Source organism: Streptomyces sp. NPDC102462 (genome assembly GCF_044765425.1).
Lineage (GTDB): Bacteria > Actinomycetota > Actinomycetes > Streptomycetales > Streptomycetaceae > Streptomyces.
In genome coordinates this window covers 27,610-45,803 of sequence record NZ_JBIWKB010000059.1, presented here as the reverse complement: position 1 = coordinate 45,803, position 18,194 = coordinate 27,610, and the positions used below count along the sequence as shown (strand labels likewise).

The following is an 18,194-nucleotide window of genomic DNA, read 5'->3' as shown; positions in this document are numbered from 1 at the left end:
GGTCCGGGGTTCGACGAGCCAGCTGAAGAATTAGCGGATCATGCGGGCGGTGCGTTGGGTGTGGAGGTCGGTCACGTACGGGCCCGGGAGGTCGGGGGGCTGTGAGACCGGAAGTCGATCGCCAGGAGGCTGGTGAGGAGGTCGCGGGCCGACTCCTCCGCCTGGACGGCGGGTGGGAGGTGTTCGAGGACGATGTTCTGGGCGGCGTAGGGCAGAGGTTCCCGGAGGAGGGACAGGAGGTCCTCGTGGTGGGTCTGGGCCAGGCGTTCCTCGGCCTTGTACCGGAGGTCGGGGGCGCGTCCCGCACGGCTCATCGCGCAGGTCAGGTCCTCGGCCAGGGCTCGGGTCTGGGACATCTCCATACATGCCCGGCAGCCCCTGTGTCCCAAGAGTTTCGAGACCGTCGATCGTCCCGCGACCGGCTGGTCGAAGAACTTCGGCAACGCCTCTGCCCTCAGGGCGCGTTGGTGGTCCGGCGTCAGCCGGTGGGTGATCGCTCCCATCGCCGGGGCCGACGCGGAACTCATGCCGGCCCCCGTAGCGGGGCCCGTCGCGTGGCGGGTGATGGGCGCGTCCGCCCGTGGGGAGAACTCGGGGGGCGGGTTTGGCGGTGGTGCGTACTGGGGCGGGGTGCTCGGTGGCTCCGGGTATCCGTGGTGGACCCCCTGCCCTGACCGTCCGGAGTGTGTGTGCTGCCCTGGCTGCCTCGGTTCCACGGCCTGCCCCGTCCTCGTCTTCATCGACGAGGTCGAGGAGGTTCCGAAGACCCGGACGCGGTGGCGGACGGTGTGCTGGACGGCCAGACGCCGACGGCGGCGGCCACGGCGGCCCCCGTCAGCATCCCCACGTCGTCCACCGGGCGGGTTGCCAGTTCGTCGGCCAGGTGCACGGCCGAGAGCGGGGCGTCACCGTCATCCCGGACGGCACGCCGTGACTGCGCCGCGCGCGCGGCCTGACGGCGATACGGGCGACCACCCTGCGGGCGGCAGCCCGGCGGCCGGCGCCGGTGGGCCCGACCCCTCGCCGGGGGAACCGGGCCGGGTCTTCACCGCTGCCTCCGAGTCCGGAGGTCGAGGTCGCCATGTACGACGAGGCCGACGATCAGCCCCGCCGCACTCAGGACCAGTACCAGGGACCGTGTCCGCGGCCTGCCTCAGCACCTTCGCCGCGGCGCTCTCGGCGATCCGCAGGTCCCGGTCGGGGTCGGTCAGGGGCAGCAGCCGCCCCGACACCGTCGCGGTCACGGTGACCGGTATTGCCGCCTGGCACGACGCGGCATGAGCGGCGGCGCGGGCACAGGCCCGCGAACCGTTGCTTCTTCGACCGAGAGCATTCCGTACACCAGCGGGGGCCCACCCGCGCACCGAGCATGATCCTACGACCTGGGCTGACTGCGGGCTCACACCAGGATGGCGAGGTGGTCCGCGGCGCCCTCGCGCCATTCGATCAGGATGAGCGTCGCGTCGTCGCTGGTGCGGCCGCCCCGTTGCCGCTTCAGAGCGTGGGAGAGGGCGCGCACCACCGTTGCTGATCCGCAACCACCAGCTCGTGCGGCAACTGACAGGCCCGACCACCGTGCCGGTCGGCTTCGGCGGTGAAGAACCCCGGATCGCGGCATGTCATACGGGCTGCTGCCGGAGCAGCGGTGTACGTGGTGTGTTCGGCCTCTTGGCAGGTCGCTGACCGTGCGAGCGGGCTGATCCCCGTCTTGATCCAGCGCCTGCACAGGCAAGGGAGTCGGAAGGCATGACTCCGTTGTGGGGCCGGAGAATTGACCGCCTGCCGTGACGCTCGTTTGACGCTCTGGGCGCCGGCAAGCGGGACGGCGGACCGAAAAACGGGTTCTGACCTGGTCTTTTGCGTGCCCTGCTCAAGTCAACATCTTTTCGATGACGCATCATGTGGAGTGTGTCGCGATCCTTGAGCCTGTTGAAAAAGGCCGCTGACCTGCTGGTTTAGCGAGTGTGCGTTATGTGCGTTGTGTGCGTTACGGGCGATATCTTGACGCATGTTCGACGCAGGTGACGCACGTTTGACGCATGAACTGATGGGCCGTCAGTGTCTCTCTTGGTTTGCTGACGGCTCATCAGGTCCAATCTGGGAGTCTCCGGCTTCCCGTCGTTGGGGGCTGCGGGAGACCTCGGTTCGCGAGGACCTCAGAGGAGCGAGGTGCGGCGCAAGATCCGCGCTGCTGGGTGCCGGCGGCGAGGGCAGCTTCGGTGTCGAGGTGGTCTCGGTGAGCTGCTGAAGGTGGGCGTCTGCGAACGCGAGCCACTCCTCGAGCTTGGCTCTTCCCTGTCCGGGCGGCAGGGATGCGGCGCGGTTGCGTACTGCGGTGACGAATTCGGTGGGCTGGTACGCCTGTACGACCTGTCCGCCGACGTCCGGACCGCGGCCCTGGACTACGTCGCAGCGGAGCTGCCGGAGGTGGTCGCTTCCCGGCCCGGCGCCACCGAGGGCCGCGTGGTCGGCGTCGACACACTGGAAGCCGCGCTGGACGACGCGTGGCTGGTCATCGAGGCGGTGCCCGAGCGGCTCGACCTCAAGCGCACCCTGTTCGCCGATCTGGACCGGATCGCCCCGGCCGACACCATCCTGGCCAGCAACTCCCTCTCCTACGCCTCCCGGCTGTTCGTCGACCGGGTGGAGCACAAGGAGCGGGTGCTGAACATGCACTTCTACATGCCGCCGGCGCAGAACGCGGTCGACCTGATGAGCGACGGCGCCACCGACCCCGCCATCATCGAGCGGCTCAAGGCCGAGCTGCCGCGCTACGGAGTGCACCCCTTCGAGGCCCGCCGGGAAAGCACCGGCTTCATCTTCAACCGGGTCTGGGCCGCGATCAAGCGCGAGGCACTGTCGGTCGTGGCCGACGGGGTGACCACACCGGACGAATTCGACGCGATGTTCCAGGTGAACACCGGCGCAAAGGTCGGGGTATTCCGGATGATGGACCAGGTCGGCCTGGACGCCGTCCTCGACATCGAAAACCACTACGCCGCGGAGAATCCGCACCTGCCCGAGGGGCCCCGCCGACTGCTGCACGAGTACGTCGACACCGGCCGCCTCGGCGTGAAGACCGGCCGCGGCTTCTACGACGACTACGCCACCGCAGCCAGCGACGCCTGACGCACCGCCCGCATCACGTCGGGCCTCACTACTCGCACCCGTGACACCTCACCCGGCTTCGGTTGCGACGTAGCCGTGGGCGAGGTCACGACGCTCGACCGAACCGGCAGCGCGGCGAGTCAAGCGGTGAGTCATGAGAGGGATGGCGACCCAGGCGATGAGTGATCCGCTCACCTCGGGAAGCCGTTCGTGGTCACGGCAGCGGCGACGGGCCCTCATCGTCCATGACCAAGCCCTCAACCGCCCATCGGCGCAGTAGAACGACGAAGCCCTTGGCGTTCGGCGGGCGCCGTACCGTACGTTCACGTGTACGTCGACAGCCCTTCGTGATCACGCCGAAGACATTGGGGAGAAAGTGAACGCGACAGCGCTGGTAGGCGGCGCCGAGCATGACCTTGCGGATCGCGGCGACCGGTCCGGCGTGGTGGTCGGAGATGACCAGGCGGACCCCGCCCAGGCCGAGGGCCCGTAGTGAGCGCAGCAACTCGGACCAGAACGCTTCGGTCTCGTTGTCGCCGACCATGAGTCCCAAGACCTCGCGGTTGCCGTCCTCGGTGATGCCGGTGGCGATGACCACGGCCTGCGAGACGATCTGGTGGTTGACCCGCACCTTGCGGTACGTCGCATCCAGGTAGCGGAAGACGCGGTCGCTTCGCTCATTCTCATGTGAGCCTGTGCCGCATCGACCCCAGCTACGGCTGGTCGTCCATGAGGTCGAGGTCCTGCCAGATCTGTTGGATCTCGCCCGAGGTGCGGACCGCGTCGGTGTCGCTGAGTTCGCTGAGGATGGCCTGTACTCCGGCGACCATGGCGGTGAGCGAGGGGCCGGAGCCGACGCCCTCGATCGGGGTGACGACGACATGGTCGGCGTACTCGGCGAGGGGTGAGGAACGCAGGTCGGTGAAGACGCTGACGGTGGCGCCGCGTTCGCGGGCGAGCCGAGTCAGGCCGCGCAGACTGCGCGTCAGCCGCCAGATGTTGAAGGCGATCAGGCAGTCCCCCTCCCTCAGGTGGGAGACCTGCACGGCCTGCGTGGTGGCGGGGCCGAGCGCCAGCTGGATGTCGTGGCCCGCGATGGCACCGAGGTGGCCGAGAACGTGGGCGGGACCTGCCCCGCTGCCGGAGCTGACGACCAGGGTCCGGCGCGCGGACTTGATGGCTCTGGCCGTGGCGCGCAGCGCTTCGAGGTTCTCCGCGGTGGCGAGCGCGGCGACATTGACCGTGTCCTGTTGCAGCATCCGGGCGGCGCGGTCGTCGGGCCCGCCGGTCGGGTGCTCCCCCGCGGAGACGGAGGCCAGATAGACGGTGCGCAGTTCCTCGCGCAGGCCGGGCCACCCTTCGAAACCCAGTTGCTGGGCGGTACGGACCACGGTGGAGACGTTGACCCCCGACCGTTCGGCGATCTCCCGCGCCGAGGAGTAGCTGGCGAACTGCGGAGCCGTTGCGAGTACGCGGGCGACGCGCTCGGCCTGCGGGCCGAGCGCGGTGCGGGCAGTGTGGTCGGCCAGCCATGCCTCGACGGTCACTGAGTCTCTTCTCCTGATGCGGCGGGCGGCTTCACGTCGTGTCGCTGTGGTGGCCGACGTGGAACACGCGGGTACTGGCGGCGTCGGCGGAGTCGAAGAACGGCGCCATGCCCCGGGCGAACTCCTTGCGACGGGGCGAATTCTGCCAGTCGGCGCGCGCCTGGTCATCGGCCCACAGTGCGGTGACGACGACCTCCGCCCCGCCCTCCGGGACCAGGACCTGCGAGCTGAGCGCTCCGGATGCCTCCAGGATGCCCGCGGCGCGGTAGTGGGCGACCAATTCGTCGCGGCGGCCGGGCGCGGGGCGGAGAGTGAGCAACGTGAATTCCATGCATCAAGCATTGCACAGCACCACTCCACGCACTTAACGTTGCACCGCGCCTCGCCCTGCCTACGCTGGAGGCCCTGTGCCCACCTCTGAGACCCGCGCGGAGACATCCGCCGCGGCGCTGCTGCACAGACTCGACCGGCTCGAACCCGGCACACCGCACCGGCGGCTGATGTTCCGGGCCGGACTCGGCTACACCTTCGACTCCTTCGACGGCGCGCTGATGGGCTACGCCCTGTCCGCGCTGATCGTGGTCTGGAAGATCCCGTCCTCGACCGCCGGCTGGCTGCTCTCAGCGATCTTCTTCGGCTACCTGGTGGGGGCGCTGGCCGCGGGCCTGCTGGCCGACCGGTTCGGTCGGCGCCGCCTGATGATGACCGCCCTGCTTGTGTTCTGCCTGTTCAGTGCGCTCATGGCCACCGCGTCCTCGCCCACCGAACTGTTCGTCTGGCGGGCCCTGTCCGGCCTGGGCATCGGGGCGGAGACCGCGCTCATCACCCCGTACATCTCCGAGTTCCTGCCCCAGGCCCACCGGGGCCGATTCGTCGCCCGGACCGTCGGCTTCCTCGCCTTCGGGTACATCCTGGCGGGCATCATCGCCCCGCTCCTGATCTCCCCGCACCCGGAGACCGGTTGGCGCATCGCCGCGCTCCTCGCGGCGGCGCCGGTCCTTCTGCTGCTGTGGTGGCGGCGCAGCCTCCCCGAGTCACCCCGCTATCTGATCTCCCGCGGGCGCTTCGACGAAGCCGCCGCCGTGATCACGCAGTTCGAGCGTGAAGCGGCGCCCGCCGCCTCAGAGCCGGCGACACAGACCGCCCCGGAGCCGACCGAATCGCAAGGGACCAACTCCCTTTCCTCACAGGCGAGTTCCGCTCCCGGCCGACCGGCGCAGCCGCCGCGCCCCACGGGAAACCTGACCGCCCTGTTCAAGGGGCGGGCCGCACGCACCACCGCGGTGCTCTGGGTGCTGTGGTTCATCCTCACCGGCGTCCACTACGGCTTCGGGAGCTGGCTGCCGGCGATGCTCGTGCAGGCCAAGGGCTTCTCCATCACCAAGTCCTTCCTCTACGGCCTGGTGACCGCACTGGCGCAGATCCCCGGCTACTGGGTGGCCGGCTCCCTCATCGACCGCATCGAACGCAAGTGGCTCATCGCCTGCTACGCCGGCGGCGCCACGCTCTCCGCCCTGGGTGTCGCCCTCGTCGACGACCCGGTCGCCCTGCTGGTCTGCGCGGCGTTCATGGCCGCCTTCACCAACGGCTCAGCGGCCGTCTACTACGCCTACACCGCCGAGCTGTACCCGACCTCCGTCCGCGCCACCGGCATGGGGGCCGCGTCCGCGGTCGGCCGGGTCGGCGCGATCGCGGCCCCGATCGCCATCGGCTACCTCTACACCGCCGTCGGCTTCACGAACGTCTTTCTCGTACTGGTCGCAGCCCTGGCCGTGGCGGTGGTCGTCATCGCCGCCTTCGGGGAACGCACGGCCGGCCGCAGCCTGGAACAACTCGAAGGGACCCGCGCATGACCCACCCCACCCCTGCCCGCCTGCTCATCACCAACGCCCACCTGCTGCACCCCGAGACCGCGGAAGTCACCGACGCCTCCTGGCTGGAGGCTGCCGACGGCCGCATCACGGCCCACGGCACCGGACGCCCGCCGGCCGCGACCGAGGACGTACGCGTGCTGGACGCGCGCGGCGCGACTGTACTGCCCGGCCTCATCGACGCCCACGTCCACGCCCTCCTCACCAGCATCGACGCCACCGAACAGCGTTCCTGGTCGGCCGGGTACGCCACCGTCCGCGCGCTGAAGGAAGCCGAACGCATGCTCCGGCGCGGCTTCACCACCGTCCGCGACGTCGGCGGCGCCGACCACGGCATGGCCCGCGCGCTCACCGAGGGCCTCATGCCCGGGCCCCGCCTCATCCACGGCGGCAAGGCGCTCTCCCAGACCGGCGGCCACGGCGATCTGCGCCCCCTGTCCGAGGACGGGGCCCCGTGCTGCGGGCACCGGCCCGGGTTCGCGCGCATCGCCGACGGCGTCGACGCGGTGCGTGCCGCCCCTCGCGACGAATTCCGCAAGGGCGCCCACCACTTGAAGCTCCTGGTCTCGGGCGGCGTCGCCTCTCCGCACGACGAGGTGTCCGCCGTCCAGTACAGCGACGCCGAGATGGCCGCCGCCGTCGAGGAGGCCACCAACCACAACCGCTACGTCACCGTCCACGCCTACCACCCGCGCGGCATCAACCGCGCCCTGCGGGCAGGCGTGCGCTGTGTCGAACACGGCAACCTGCTCGACGACGAGACCATCCAACTCCTCCTGCAGGGCGACGCGTTCCTCGTCCCCACCCTCGTCACCTACGAGCAACTCGCCACGGCCGGTCGGCGAGCCGGTATGAGCGAGACGTCCCTGCGCAAGGTGGACGACGTCCGCGAAGCCGGGCTCGGCGCCCTGGAGAAGGCCCACCGGGCCGGCGTCAACCTCGTCTACGGCACCGATCTCCTCGGCCCCATGCACCCCCACCAGCTCGACGAGTTCACGCTCCGCGCCCAGGTCCAGCCACCCGCCGACCTGATCCGCTCCGCCACCAGCACCGCGGCCCGGCTGCTCGGCATGGAGGGCGCCATTGGAACGCTCGCCGTCGGCGCCCACGCCGACCTCCTCGTCACCGACGCAAACCCCCTGGACGACATCAGCACCCTGGTGACACCACGGCACCTGCCCAACCGAGTCATCAAGGCCGGGAGCCCGGTCACCTGACCCACCACCAGATCCCCTTCCTGCTCCCCCGGTATGAAGCCCTCGAACCGGACTGCGTCATGCACACCGACCGCAGTAGCGCCTACACCGGGACGGTGCTCAGAATTGGTGCAATCAAAGCGTGGACCTTTGCCCCGCTACGTGGATATTCGTGAACTACGCAACCAAGTTCAGGCCACCCGAGTTCATCGAACATCGTTCGAACTTGGCTGGGTTGGGCTGGGCTGGGTTGGCCAAGCTCGGAGTGAGAGTGACGACGCCGGTTGTTGTACCAAGCGAGCCAGGAGAACACCGGCATTCGCGCTGCGGGACGCGTACCAGCGTCTCGGGGCCGCATCTTGCCTGGCGCAAGCCGCGACGTTGTCGTCGCCCTCGGGGCGGACGGCCGGCGCCCCATCGCCGAACTCGCGGACCTCACGTCCATGTGAACATGTGGTCAGCCGCGACCTGGTGTCCTTCCGGTGCGAGGTGGCCCCGGTCACCAGCGGATGGCCCGTCTTCGCCACCCGGGCCCGGGTTCCGGCCGACGAGATGAGAAAGGGCGGCTCAGCCGCGGCCATCACTCGCTGAGTGCGCACGGCCGGGCGCCAGCGTGAGCCCCGTCAGCGTGGACCGAACCTCTGAGAGTGCGGTTCGCGCCGTGATGCCCGATTCGCGATGAGGTCTGGGTGAGGTGCCCTGCTTGGTGGGGTGGGCGGGTGGTCAGGGGCGGGGCTGGGTGAACAGGGGCTCGGGCTCGGTGAGGGTGCCGCGGGTGACAAGGCGTTTCAGCTTGGATCGGATGCCCTCGGTGTTTTTCGGCAGGATCGGCAGGTCGAGGACTTCGCAGATGTCGCGGGCCCGCATCGGGCCATCGGCGTCGGCGAGGGCGGCGAGGATCTGCTGGTAGGCGGGGTGTTCCGGCACCTCGGCGTGGGGTGGATCGTCGCCGGGTGCGGGTGCGGGTGCGGGTGCGGGTGCGGGTGCGGGTGCGGGTGCGGGTGCGGGGAGGTTGAGGAGGGTCTTGCGGGTGATCTGCAGGTTCTCGCTCTCGGTGTCGAACTCGCCGAGGCGGGCGGAGAGTTCGGCGATCTGGTCCCGGAGCCGTCCGGCCTGCTCGGCGACTTCGTTCTCGCGGGCCTCGATGCAGGCGAGTACGGCCTCGAAACTGGGGGATCTCGCTCACGCGTTCCTCCAGGAGGGGAGGGTGGCGCCGGTGAGGCGGCGGGTCATGACCGACGTCATCGCCCAGAACACCCGTGAGCGGGAGGAGGTGAGGCCGTGGTTTGGCGAGCTGCTGAAGGTGGGCGTCTTCGAACGCGCGCCACTCCTCGATCTCGGCCCTTTCCTGTCCGGGTGACAGGGATGTGGAGTGGTCGCGTACTGCGGTGACGAATTCGGTCAGGCGCTTGGCTTCGTGCCAGGCGTCTGTCTGCTTTTCGAGGCGCTCGACGCGGTCGGCGTGGGTGTATGCGGCGTGGGTTTTGTGCAGGGCTCTTTCCCGGTTCTGCCGTGCCGTCTCCTGGGCTTGTTCGTCTGCGTGTCGGCGTTGTTCCGCGGCTTCGCCGCGGAGGTCGACTTCCTGCGCGATTTCGGCGAGTTGGTCTTCCAGGGGCGGTCGGGTAGGTCGGTCCATTCGCTGCCGCGGTGCGGGGTGCCGCCCCGGAGGGTGAAACGCAGCCTGTGGGGTCATCGGGGCGACGTTTGTCTTGGTCTGCGCGGAGCGCCAGCCCTACATGTGCGCTGATACGATTCAGTGAAGCACCGGCCAAGCCAAGGGGGAGCCAATGGCTCGACAGGGACGAGTTACCTCCGTCGATGTGGCACGAGAGGCCGGCGTCTCGCAGACCACGGTCAGTTACGTACTCAACGACGTGACGCACCAGAAGATCTCCGAGGAGACCAGGCGCCGCGTATTCGAGGCGGTGGAGAAGCTCGGCTACACACCCTCCGCAGCAGCGCGGACGCTTCGCAGGGGGCGTAGCGACATCGTGCTCCTGCTGCTCGCGGACGTGCCGTTGGGATTCACGGCCATGGAGCTGGTCGAGCACCTGACGAGTGACCTCGAAGCGCATGGCCTGAGTGTCATCACGCGTATCGAGAACGGGCGCACCGTCAACTCCCTGTGGAGGGACCTCGCGCCGGCTGCGGTGGTGCTCTTCGCTCCTGTGGCCGACGAGCAGCGGGCGCGCATGCGAGCCGGTGGCACCCACGTGGTCAACGTCTGGCGTGACGGCTCGGGCGAGGAGGACAGCCTCACGCCTTCCCAGACCCGGATCGGACGGCTGCAAGTGGGCCACCTCGTTGCGGCCGGACATCGGCAGCTGGGGTATGCGGCTCCAGCGGATACGCGGCTTCAGGACTTCTACGAGCTGCGATTGCAGGGCGCGTCGGAGAGCTGCGTGGAGCAGGGCCTGGGCGTGCCAGTGGTCCGGGAAGTTCCCTTCGACACGGCGTCGGCAGCCGACGTGGTCAAGGAATGGCGCGCGGCGGGTGTCACAGGCGTCTGTGCGTACAACGATGAAGTGGCGTTCGCCCTCCTGGCCGGTATGCGTACCGCCGGGCTGTCCGCGCCCGCCGATCTGGCTGTCATCGGGGTCGACGACATTGCCCTGGCGCAGTTCGCGGATCCGCCGCTGACGACCGTCAGCCAGCACATGGACGTCATCGCGAACGACCTGGCGGACGCGGTGCTCAAGGGAATGCCGAATCCTCGTAGCTCTCCGGGGACGCGAGCGGAGACCGCCACGCTCGTGATCCGCTCCTCTGCCTGAACCGAGCGTGCCGGCGGTCAGGATCCCTGGACGTTGATCGGCGAGACGCGGTCTGTCTGTCTGTCTCCGGTGCAGGTCACCACGAGCATGCTGCCCCCGTCCTGGAAGGCCGGCGATGGAGCGGGCAGTGGTTGCGGGAGTACACCGGTGGCGAGGGCGCAGTCATGGCGAGAGTGACGAGATGCCGCCCAGGGGTCTCCACTGTGCCGCCCGAGCGGCGGACTCTCCCCTTCGAGGCCCTGGTGCAATCACCGGCGCCGGGCCCGACGGGTCTCCCGCTGTGACGAGGCGGCCGCCTCTCGGGACTGTGGCGCGACACCGGGGGCGTCGCACTTGGTGCGCCTGCGCGTGGATCTCCCTGTGATACGGGCAGAAGCGGCCCGGCGCCGACGGCGGCAGGCCCCGGGTGCAGCCCCCCGGACTTCGAAAGCTTCACGTCGGTCTCCGTCCGGCCGCATCGGCTTCATCGCCGTTCGCCCATCGGTCTGCGTGCGGCCGCAGGGCGAGTTGCGTGCCAGTGTGTGCGTGCATCAACGCACGCACAATGGCGTCTTCTGCAACCCCTGCCTGCAATTGTGTGCATGGCGGTGGGCTCTGCACGGCGGGGATCTGCTGGTACTTCTAGTCCCCAACCGGGACGTCGACGCCGACGGTGCGAGGGGTAGCTGCGAGGCGGTGGCGCGGGCGCGACGTGCGCCTGGCGGTGCGGTGGGCGCCTCGGAGATCGGCCCGACCTCACGTGTCCAACGCGTTACAGCCTGGGGCTCAAAACATTTCGGCCAACCTCTTGTGCTGCACATAGCGTGCAGCTACGTTCTGAAACGTATCACTACTACGTATCAGTAGATCGATAGCGGCGTGCGAGCTCACCCCTTCCGGCAGTCGGCGCCCGACTTTCCCGCACTCTCATCTGTCTCCAACCGGTTCACCTTCCGGAGGATCCCTTGCGACGTCTCATCAGCCCCGGCAACGGCGCCGAACCGCGATTGAAACGATCTATCCGGCCGCGTGAAGAGCCGGCCGCGCGTGGATCCCTGTCCCGCTCCGCGGCCGCCGACGTGGCTGTCGGAACACCGCAGGGCGAACCGGTGCAGCCGCCGTCGAACGCCGTCCACCCGCATCGATTCAGAGGAATGACTGCCATGCGTACAACTCGGCTCGCTGCCACGTTCGCGACCGCCGCGGCCCTGATCGCCACCGCCGGTTGCAGTGGAGGGTCAAAGGAGGCGGCGGGGCCGGCCGACGCCGGAAGCCTGACCTTCGGCACGCTCAACGGCGCGCTCATCTCGTTCAACCCCTGGCTGTCGCCGTCCGGTGACAACACGGGACTGATGATGAATCAGATGAGCTACGACGCGCTGACGCACGTGGAACCCGATGGTGAGATCACTCCGGGGCTCGCGACGTCGTGGAAGTACACCGACCCGAAGACGATGACGTTGAAGCTGCGCACCGATGCCAAGTTCGACGACGGCACGCCGGTGGACGCGGCAGCGGTGAAGGCGAACTTCGACTACGCGAAGACGGCCGTCCCTGCCGGTCAACGCACCCCCTACATAGCGGCGTTGACGACGACCGTGGTCGACAAGAGCACGCTCAAGGTCGTGTCCGCGATGCCGCAGCCCGACCTGCCGACGGACTTCGCGACCGGTGGCGGGTTCATCGTCAACCCGAAGGCGCTCAAGAACCCGTCGTCCCTGAAGGCGAAGCCGAGTGGCAGTGGCCCGTACACGCTGACCGCGTCCACCGCGGGGCAGCGGTACGACTTCACTCGCCGCAAGGACCACTGGGACCTCAAGCAATACCCGTACCGCGCACTGCACTTGAAGAACTTCAGCTCGCTGCAGGCCCAGGAGAACGCGCTCAAGACGGGCCAGATCCAGGGCGCAGTGGGGCAGCCGCAGCAGTTGGAGAGCGACCGCGCGGCCGGGCTCAACGTCCACCTCGCCAAGCCGACCACCATCGGCGGGATCTGGCTGAATGACCGCGCGGGCAAGGTCGTCCCGGCGCTGGGCAAGGTGAAGGTGCGCCAGGCGCTGAACTACGCCATCGACCGTGAAGCGATCCAGAAGGCGGTCTACCACGGGATCGGACAGCCCGGCGCACTGATCGTCCCCAAGGGACTCGACGGGCACAGCACCGCTGCCGAGGACACGTACTCCTACGACCCGGCCAAGGCCAAGAAGCTGCTCGCCGAAGCCGGTTATCCGAAGGGCTTCACGTTGCCGTTCCTCGGCACCGGGGCCGACGACCGGATCGGCCAGGCCGTCGCGGGATATCTCCGCAAGGTCGGCGTGAACATGCAGATCAAGGCGCACAGCGCCGACTACGCGAACGAACTGCGCTCCGGCAAGTGGGCCGCCACGGGCTTCGCGTGGACGATGACGCCCCCGGCCCAGGCGATGGGTGAGCTGCTGTCGCCGACCGGCGCCGGCAACTTCAACCGTTCGACCGACCCCGAGATCGAGAAGCTTCTGGCCCGGACCCGGACCACGGCCGGCGCTGCGCAGACGAAGGCGATGGAGGAGCTCGTCGAGGCGGTCAACGACAAGGCGTGGTTCCTCATCGCCGGCTACAACCCGAACGTGTACGTCACCGGGAAGAACGTCACCTGCGACATCGGGCAGCGCACGATCTGCCCGCTGTACACGTTCCGCCCCGCCGAGGGGCGCTGATGCGCACGACCGTCCGGTTGGCGCTCGGTCGGCTCTACCTGGCCGTTCCCATGCTCTTCATCGTGGCGACCGCCACGTTCTTCCTCGAGCAACTCGTGCCGGGTGATCCGGGAAGCTTCATCCTCGGTCACGACGCGACCGCGGAACAGGTCCACCAGTTCAACGCGTCGCTCGGACTGAACCGTCCACTGCTCGAACAGTACGGAACGTGGCTCGGCAACGCCGTACAAGGGGACTTCGGCGACTCCTGGATCAGCCGTACGTCGGTGGTGGACACTCTGGGGTCCGCCCTGCCGGCGACCCTGTCACTCGCCGTGCTGGCGCTCGTGGTGATCGTGGTGGCAGGCGTCGCGCTGGGCACGTGGGCGGCGCTGCACCCGGGCTGGATCGACCGCGCGTTCCAGGGGAGCGCGGGCCTCCTCATCGCGATCCCGAACTTCTGGCTCGGCGTGGGCCTGTTGCTTCTGTTCGCGGTGGACCTGTCGGTGTTCCCCGCCTCCGGGTACGCCCCGCTGAGTTCACCGGGGGAGTGGCTGCGGTCGCTCGTGCTGCCGGTCGCGGCTCTGTCCGTCGGCCCGGCCATCGCTCTGGGACTGCAGGTGCGCAGCGCCATGGTCGACGTCCTGGCCAAGGACTACGTCCGTTCGCTGCGCGCCGCCGGCCTGCCGCGCCACTCCGTGCTCTACAAGCATGCGTTGCGCAATTGCATGGGGCCGGTCATGACCCTCATCGGCTTCCAGGTGCTGGGTCTGCTCGCCGGCGCCGTCGTGATCGAGCAGCTCTTCAACCTGCCGGGCCTGGGCAGCGTGATGCTCGGCAGCGTGACCCAGCACGACGTACCGATGGTCCAGGGCGCCGTCCTGCTCTTCGCCGGTTTCGTCGTGGTGATCAATCTTCTGACCGATGTGGGAGCAGCGATGCTCAACCCGCGTGCGAGGGACCGAGCATGACCCCTTCCAAGTGGCGACCTCTCCTCACGTCGCCCGTAGTCGTCCTGTCGCTGGTGTGGCTCGTCGCCATCTGCGTCACCAGTGCGTTCTCCTCGACGCTCGCGCCCCAGGATCCGCTGGCGCAGGATCTGGCTGCCGTGGGGCAAGGCCCTTCAGGAGCACACCTGTTGGGCACCGACACCCTCGGTCGCGACGTGCTGTCGCGGCTGATGTTCGGCGCGAGCACGCTGCTGTGGGGCGCCGCCGAGGCCACGGCGGTGGCGCTGCTGGTCGGTGTGCCAGCCGGTCTTCTCGCCGGGTTCTCCGGTAGGAAGCTCGACCGCGTGCTGTCCTGGCTGGCCGATCTCAGTTTCTCCCTGCCGGGGTTCGTCGTCATCGTGGCGGTCGCGGTCATCTACCCGCAGAACACCGCCGTACTGATGGGAGTGCTCGGGCTCATCTCGGCCGGCGGCGTCCTGCGCTTCACCCGCAACCTGACCCGGGCGGTGAGACACGAACTGTTCGTCGACGCGGCGCAGTTGGCCGGTCTGCCGCGCCGGTGGATCCTCTCGCGTCACATCCTGCCCGTCATCGCGGCGCCGATCATGGTGCAGGCGGTGCTCGGCATGGCCGCGGGTGTGGTCGTGCTCGCTTCGCTGTCGTTTCTCGGCATCGGCAGCGATCCCGAACAGCCCAACTGGGGGCAGATGATCTTCGAGGCGAGTCAGCAGATCACCATTCAGCCCTGGCTGATGGTGCCCAGCGGCACCGCGCTGATCCTCACTGTCATGGCGCTGAACTTCCTGGGGACGTCGCTGCGTGACCTGGTGCCCGGATCGCGGTCCCGAGCCCGGGTGCGTCCGGTCCGGGCGGCCCGGACCGCGGACGCGCCGGCCGGCGACCCGGTCGACGGTGAACCGCTGCTCGCCGTACGCGACGTGACCGTCTCCTTTCCCGCCGCGGAACCGGAAAGTGTGCAGCCGGTCGTCGACCGTGTCAGCTTCGAGGTGCGTGCCGGGCAGACCGTCGGCCTCGTGGGGGAGTCCGGTTGCGGAAAGTCGATCAGCGTCCTTGCCGTCCCCGGTCTGGTGCCGAGCCCCGGAGCCGTCACCGGCGGCTCCGTCCGCTTCGGCGGGGAAGAGCTCATCGGACTGAACGAGCGCCAGCTGGCCCGCTTCCGCGGCAAGCGTATCGGGCTGATCTCCCAGGAGCCGATGGTCGCCCTGGACCCGTCGTTCACCGTCGGCAGCCAGCTACGGGAAGTCCTTCGGCGCACGGCCGGAGTATCGCGTGCGGACAGCCACGGCCGGTGCCTCGACCTCCTGGGGGAGGTCGGCATCGTCGACCCGGCCCGCACCGCCAAGAGCTATCCGCACCAGATCTCCGGCGGCATGGCCCAGCGCGCGGCCATCGCCATGGCGCTCGCCGGTGAACCGGAGCTGCTCATCGCCGACGAGCCGACGACCGCGCTCGACGTGACGGTGCAGGCGGAGATCCTCGACCTGTTGCGCGAGTTGAAGGACAAGCGCGGCATGGCGCTGCTCCTGGTCACCCATGACCTGGGTGTCGTGGCCGACAGCTGCGACCGGGTGGCGGTCATGTACGCCGGTCAGGTCGTCGAGGAGGGCGAGGTCGAGGAGGTCCTCAGTGCTCCCCAACACCCTTACACCAGGGGGCTGTTGGCGTCGACGCCCGAAGCGTCGGCGGGTACGGGACGGCTCGACGCCATCGCCGGCGTCGTTCCGCAGCCCAAGGACTGGCCCGAAGGGTGCCGCTTCGCCGACCGCTGCCCCCACGCCCAGGAGCAGTGCCGCGTGCGGCCGGTCGAGCTGGTGACGAAGGACGGGCCATGCGCCGCACGGTGCGTCCGGACCGCTGAACTGGCCGAACTGACACTGGAGACTCCCCGATGACCGCACTGCTCTCGGTCGAGGACCTGAAAGTGGCGTACCCCGGGCGCCCGCCGGCCGTGGACGGCGTGTCCCTGACCCTGGCCCGAGGGGAAACCCTCGGCCTGGTGGGCGAGTCCGGCTCGGGGAAGACGACCCTCGGCCGGGCGGTGCTGGGCCTCGTGCCGACGGCGGGCGGCCGGATCGCCTTCGACGGGACCGAGATCGGCGACCGGCCGGCAGCCGAACGCGGCCCGCTGGTCCAGCGCATCCAGACGGTCTTCCAGGACCCGAACAGCTCGCTCAACCCGTCCCGCACCGTGGGTGAGAGCGTCGTCGAGTCCCTCGTGGCGCGCGACCGTCTCAACAAAGCCGACCGTCGCGCGCGGGCGGCACAGCTGCTGCGACGGGTCGGCCTGCCCGAGTCCGCCGCGGACCGCTATCCATACGAGTTCTCCGGAGGGCAGCGCCAGCGCATCGCGATCGCCCGCGCTCTCGCGGTGGACCCGGAACTGATCGTCTGCGACGAGCCCACCAGCGCACTCGACCTCTCCACGCAGGCGCAGATGCTCAACCTCCTCGTCGACCTGCGCCGCGAACAGGGCCTGGCGTATCTGTTCATCAGCCACGACCTGGCAGTCGTCCGGCACGTGGCGGACCGCATCGCCGTCCTGTACCAGGGGCGGGTCATGGAAAGCGGTCCCGCCGACGTGGTGAGCAGCCGCCCCAAGCACCCCTATACGCAGGCGCTGCACACCGCCGCGCCCATCCCTGACGTCGCCGAGCAGCGCGCCCGCCGTGCGGCCCGCCGTGCCGCCCTGACCGCGCCCCGGGCCCTCAAAGAGCCCGCCGGGAGCGGCAGTTGTCCCTTCGCGGCCCGGTGCCCCAGCGCCGCGGACGTCTGCGTCAGCCGGCGCCCGCGGGAGGTCACGCACCAGGAGGTCCGGCTGGCCTGCCACCTCTACGACCCGGAATCGGGCCACCCCGACACGTCCCGGTACGCGCCCACCGCGCTATCGGCCACTCCTGAGGAGTCCCGTTCATGACGGTCGACCAGCGACGACTCACCGCCCTCCGCGACGAGGTACGGCAGGCCATCGACGCGGGGCACATCCCCGCGGCGCAGTTCGCGCTCGCCCAGCACGGTGAGGTGATCGCCTTCGAGTCGCTGGGGGACGCGACCGACGCCGACCGCTTCTGCCTCTTCTCCGCGACCAAGCCGATCGTGGCCTCCGTCGTGTGGCAGTTGCTCGGCGAAGGGAAACTCGATCTCTCCGCGCCGGTACGCGACCTGTGGCCCGAGTTCGCGGCCAACGGCAAGGAAACCGTCACCCTTGAGCAGGTGCTTCTCCACACCTGCGGATTCCCGACCGCCACGATCGACGCGGAGCACCTCGCCACCCGTGCGGGCCGTGCGCGCGCCATGGAGGCATGGGGCCTGGAGTGGGAACCGGGAAGCACGTTCGAGTACCACGCCACCTCGGCGCACTGGGTCCTGTCCGAACTGGTGGCCAGGGCGAGTGGCGAAGACCTCAATGAGGCTCTGCGGGCGCGGGTCCTTGAACCGTCCGGCCTCGACCGGGTCGAACTCGGCGTGCCCCTGGCCCGGCAGGCGGACGTCAAGAAGTGCGTCGTCACCGGCGAACACGCGGTACAGGCCCTGGAAGAGGTCACCGGTGCGCCGGTCGACAGCGCCGTCATGGAAGCGTCGTTCACCAGCACGCTGGGCTTCGCCAACGATCCCGGGACGCTGGCCCTGGGGGTCCCGGGAGCGAACGCCGTCTCCGACGCCGCCGGTCTGGCGATGTTCTACCAGCGTGTGCTGCACAACCCCGACGACGTCTGGCGCCCGGACATCCTGCGCGTCGCCACGAGCGAGATCCGCAACGCGCTGCCCAGCGGAATGGTGAAGAACGCGCACGCCAACCGCACCATCGGGATGTGCCTCGCAGGCAGCGACAGCCACGACATCGAGATTCCCTCGCGCGGCATCACCCTGTCCTTGCGGCTGTTCGGACTCACGGCCTCCGCCCGGACGTTCGGCCACGGCGGCTTCGGCGGCCAGGCCGGCTGGGCGGACCCGGAGACAGGTCTGTCGTTCGCGTTCCTCACGAACGGACTGGACCGCGACGCGGTGCGGGGCGCCCAGCGGGACTCGAAGATCTCGTCCCTGGCCGCGCTCTGCGTCAAGAACTGAACCGCGGC

The 18,194-nt window shown here is 69.3% G+C and carries 15 protein-coding genes and 1 pseudogene; 11 read left to right on the top strand and 5 right to left on the bottom strand.

The genetic code is table 11. The features are described 5' to 3' along the window. Nucleotides 1–71 precede the first annotated feature (71 nt). Nucleotides 72–356, bottom strand: a complete 285-nt coding sequence (locus tag ACIRFL_RS35175) for a hypothetical protein (protein ID WP_404036938.1) — start codon at nt 354–356, stop codon at nt 72–74. A 1,894-nt stretch (nt 357–2,250) separates the two neighbouring features. Between ACIRFL_RS35175 and ACIRFL_RS35170 the strand changes: the two genes are divergently transcribed. Next, on the top strand, nt 2,251–3,129 hold the full coding sequence (locus ACIRFL_RS35170) for a 3-hydroxyacyl-CoA dehydrogenase family protein (protein WP_404036935.1): 879 nt from the start codon (nt 2,251–2,253) through the stop codon (nt 3,127–3,129). Between the two features lie 271 nt (nt 3,130–3,400). Here the strand turns inward: ACIRFL_RS35170 and ACIRFL_RS35165 are convergent. The 3 genes and pseudogenes from ACIRFL_RS35165 to ACIRFL_RS35155 all read right to left on the bottom strand — a co-directional run. Beyond that, a pseudogene (locus ACIRFL_RS35165) lies at nt 3,401–3,763 on the bottom strand (transposase); the annotation flags it as partial. A 58-nt stretch (nt 3,764–3,821) separates the two neighbouring features. After that, on the bottom strand, nt 3,822–4,655 hold the full coding sequence (locus ACIRFL_RS35160) for a MurR/RpiR family transcriptional regulator (protein WP_404036932.1): 834 nt from the start codon (nt 4,653–4,655) through the stop codon (nt 3,822–3,824). Between the two features lie 31 nt (nt 4,656–4,686). Then, the gene (locus ACIRFL_RS35155) at nt 4,687–4,986 is read right to left on the bottom strand and encodes an antibiotic biosynthesis monooxygenase (protein ID WP_404036929.1); all 300 of its coding nucleotides are present in this window, start codon (nt 4,984–4,986) and stop codon (nt 4,687–4,689) included. 76 nt (nt 4,987–5,062) lie between these two features. On the opposite strand from ACIRFL_RS35155, the gene ACIRFL_RS35150 reads away from it, so the two are divergent. Beyond that, entirely contained in the window at nt 5,063–6,508 is a 1,446-nt protein-coding gene (locus ACIRFL_RS35150; protein ID WP_404036926.1) for an MFS transporter, read from the top strand. Then, nucleotides 6,505–7,743 (top strand): amidohydrolase family protein, encoded by a 1,239-nt coding sequence (locus tag ACIRFL_RS35145; protein WP_404036923.1) that lies wholly within the window; start codon nt 6,505–6,507, stop codon nt 7,741–7,743. The genes ACIRFL_RS35150 and ACIRFL_RS35145 overlap by 4 nt, the downstream gene beginning before the upstream one ends. A gap of 702 nt (nt 7,744–8,445) precedes the next feature. Here ACIRFL_RS35145 and ACIRFL_RS35140 read toward each other — a convergent pair. After that, complete coding sequence (locus ACIRFL_RS35140) at nt 8,446–8,649, bottom strand: hypothetical protein (RefSeq protein WP_404036920.1); 204 nt, start codon at nt 8,647–8,649, stop codon at nt 8,446–8,448. Between the two features lie 304 nt (nt 8,650–8,953). Here ACIRFL_RS35140 and ACIRFL_RS35135 point away from each other — a divergent pair, with 304 nt between their 5' ends. The 8 genes from ACIRFL_RS35135 (at nt 8,954) to ACIRFL_RS35100 (ending at nt 18,186) form a co-directional block, all read left to right on the top strand. Continuing rightward, nucleotides 8,954–9,082 (top strand): hypothetical protein, encoded by a 129-nt coding sequence (locus tag ACIRFL_RS35135; RefSeq protein ID WP_404036918.1) that lies wholly within the window; start codon nt 8,954–8,956, stop codon nt 9,080–9,082. Between the two features lie 12 nt (nt 9,083–9,094). Further along, a complete protein-coding gene (locus ACIRFL_RS35130; protein WP_404036915.1) occupies nt 9,095–9,469 on the top strand; it encodes a hypothetical protein in 375 nt (124 codons plus the stop codon). Between the two features lie 40 nt (nt 9,470–9,509). Next, entirely contained in the window at nt 9,510–10,496 is a 987-nt protein-coding gene (locus tag ACIRFL_RS35125; RefSeq protein ID WP_404036912.1) for a LacI family DNA-binding transcriptional regulator, read from the top strand. Nucleotides 10,497–11,638: 1,142 nt separating this feature from the next. Next, nucleotides 11,639–13,171 (top strand): ABC transporter substrate-binding protein, encoded by a 1,533-nt coding sequence (locus tag ACIRFL_RS35120; RefSeq protein ID WP_404036910.1) that lies wholly within the window; start codon nt 11,639–11,641, stop codon nt 13,169–13,171. Next, nucleotides 13,171–14,121: an ABC transporter permease gene (locus ACIRFL_RS35115; protein WP_404036907.1), complete on the top strand. Its 951-nt coding sequence runs from the start codon at nt 13,171–13,173 to the stop codon at nt 14,119–14,121. The genes ACIRFL_RS35120 and ACIRFL_RS35115 overlap by 1 nt, the downstream gene beginning before the upstream one ends. Beyond that, nucleotides 14,118–16,013: a dipeptide/oligopeptide/nickel ABC transporter permease/ATP-binding protein gene (locus tag ACIRFL_RS35110; protein WP_404036904.1), complete on the top strand. Its 1,896-nt coding sequence runs from the start codon at nt 14,118–14,120 to the stop codon at nt 16,011–16,013. Before ACIRFL_RS35115 ends, ACIRFL_RS35110 begins: the two co-directional genes overlap by 4 nt. Beyond that, the gene (locus ACIRFL_RS35105; protein ID WP_404036901.1) at nt 16,010–17,035 is read left to right on the top strand and encodes an oligopeptide/dipeptide ABC transporter ATP-binding protein; all 1,026 of its coding nucleotides are present in this window, start codon (nt 16,010–16,012) and stop codon (nt 17,033–17,035) included. The genes ACIRFL_RS35110 and ACIRFL_RS35105 overlap by 4 nt, the downstream gene beginning before the upstream one ends. After that, entirely contained in the window at nt 17,032–18,186 is a 1,155-nt protein-coding gene (locus ACIRFL_RS35100) for a serine hydrolase domain-containing protein (RefSeq protein ID WP_404036898.1), read from the top strand. Before ACIRFL_RS35105 ends, ACIRFL_RS35100 begins: the two co-directional genes overlap by 4 nt. The last annotated feature ends 8 nt before the right edge of the window (nt 18,187–18,194 follow it).

Bases quoted from the DNA above. Each gene is read 5' to 3' on its own strand.
- ACIRFL_RS35175 (WP_404036938.1), bottom strand. From the start codon at position 356: ATGTCCCAGACCCGAGCCCTGGCCGAGGACCTGACCTGCGCGATGAGC.
- ACIRFL_RS35155 (WP_404036929.1), bottom strand. From the start codon at position 4,986: ATGGAATTCACGTTGCTCACTCTCCGCCCCGCGCCCGGCCGCCGCGAC.
- ACIRFL_RS35145 (WP_404036923.1), top strand. From the start codon at position 6,505: ATGACCCACCCCACCCCTGCCCGCCTGCTCATCACCAACGCCCACCTG.
- ACIRFL_RS35135 (WP_404036918.1), top strand. From the start codon at position 8,954: ATGACCGACGTCATCGCCCAGAACACCCGTGAGCGGGAGGAGGTGAGG.
- ACIRFL_RS35125 (WP_404036912.1), top strand. From the start codon at position 9,510: ATGGCTCGACAGGGACGAGTTACCTCCGTCGATGTGGCACGAGAGGCC.
- ACIRFL_RS35120 (WP_404036910.1), top strand. From the start codon at position 11,639: ATGCGTACAACTCGGCTCGCTGCCACGTTCGCGACCGCCGCGGCCCTG.
- ACIRFL_RS35115 (WP_404036907.1), top strand. From the start codon at position 13,171: ATGCGCACGACCGTCCGGTTGGCGCTCGGTCGGCTCTACCTGGCCGTT.
- ACIRFL_RS35110 (WP_404036904.1), top strand. From the start codon at position 14,118: ATGACCCCTTCCAAGTGGCGACCTCTCCTCACGTCGCCCGTAGTCGTC.
- ACIRFL_RS35105 (WP_404036901.1), top strand. From the start codon at position 16,010: ATGACCGCACTGCTCTCGGTCGAGGACCTGAAAGTGGCGTACCCCGGG.
- ACIRFL_RS35100 (WP_404036898.1), top strand. From the start codon at position 17,032: ATGACGGTCGACCAGCGACGACTCACCGCCCTCCGCGACGAGGTACGG.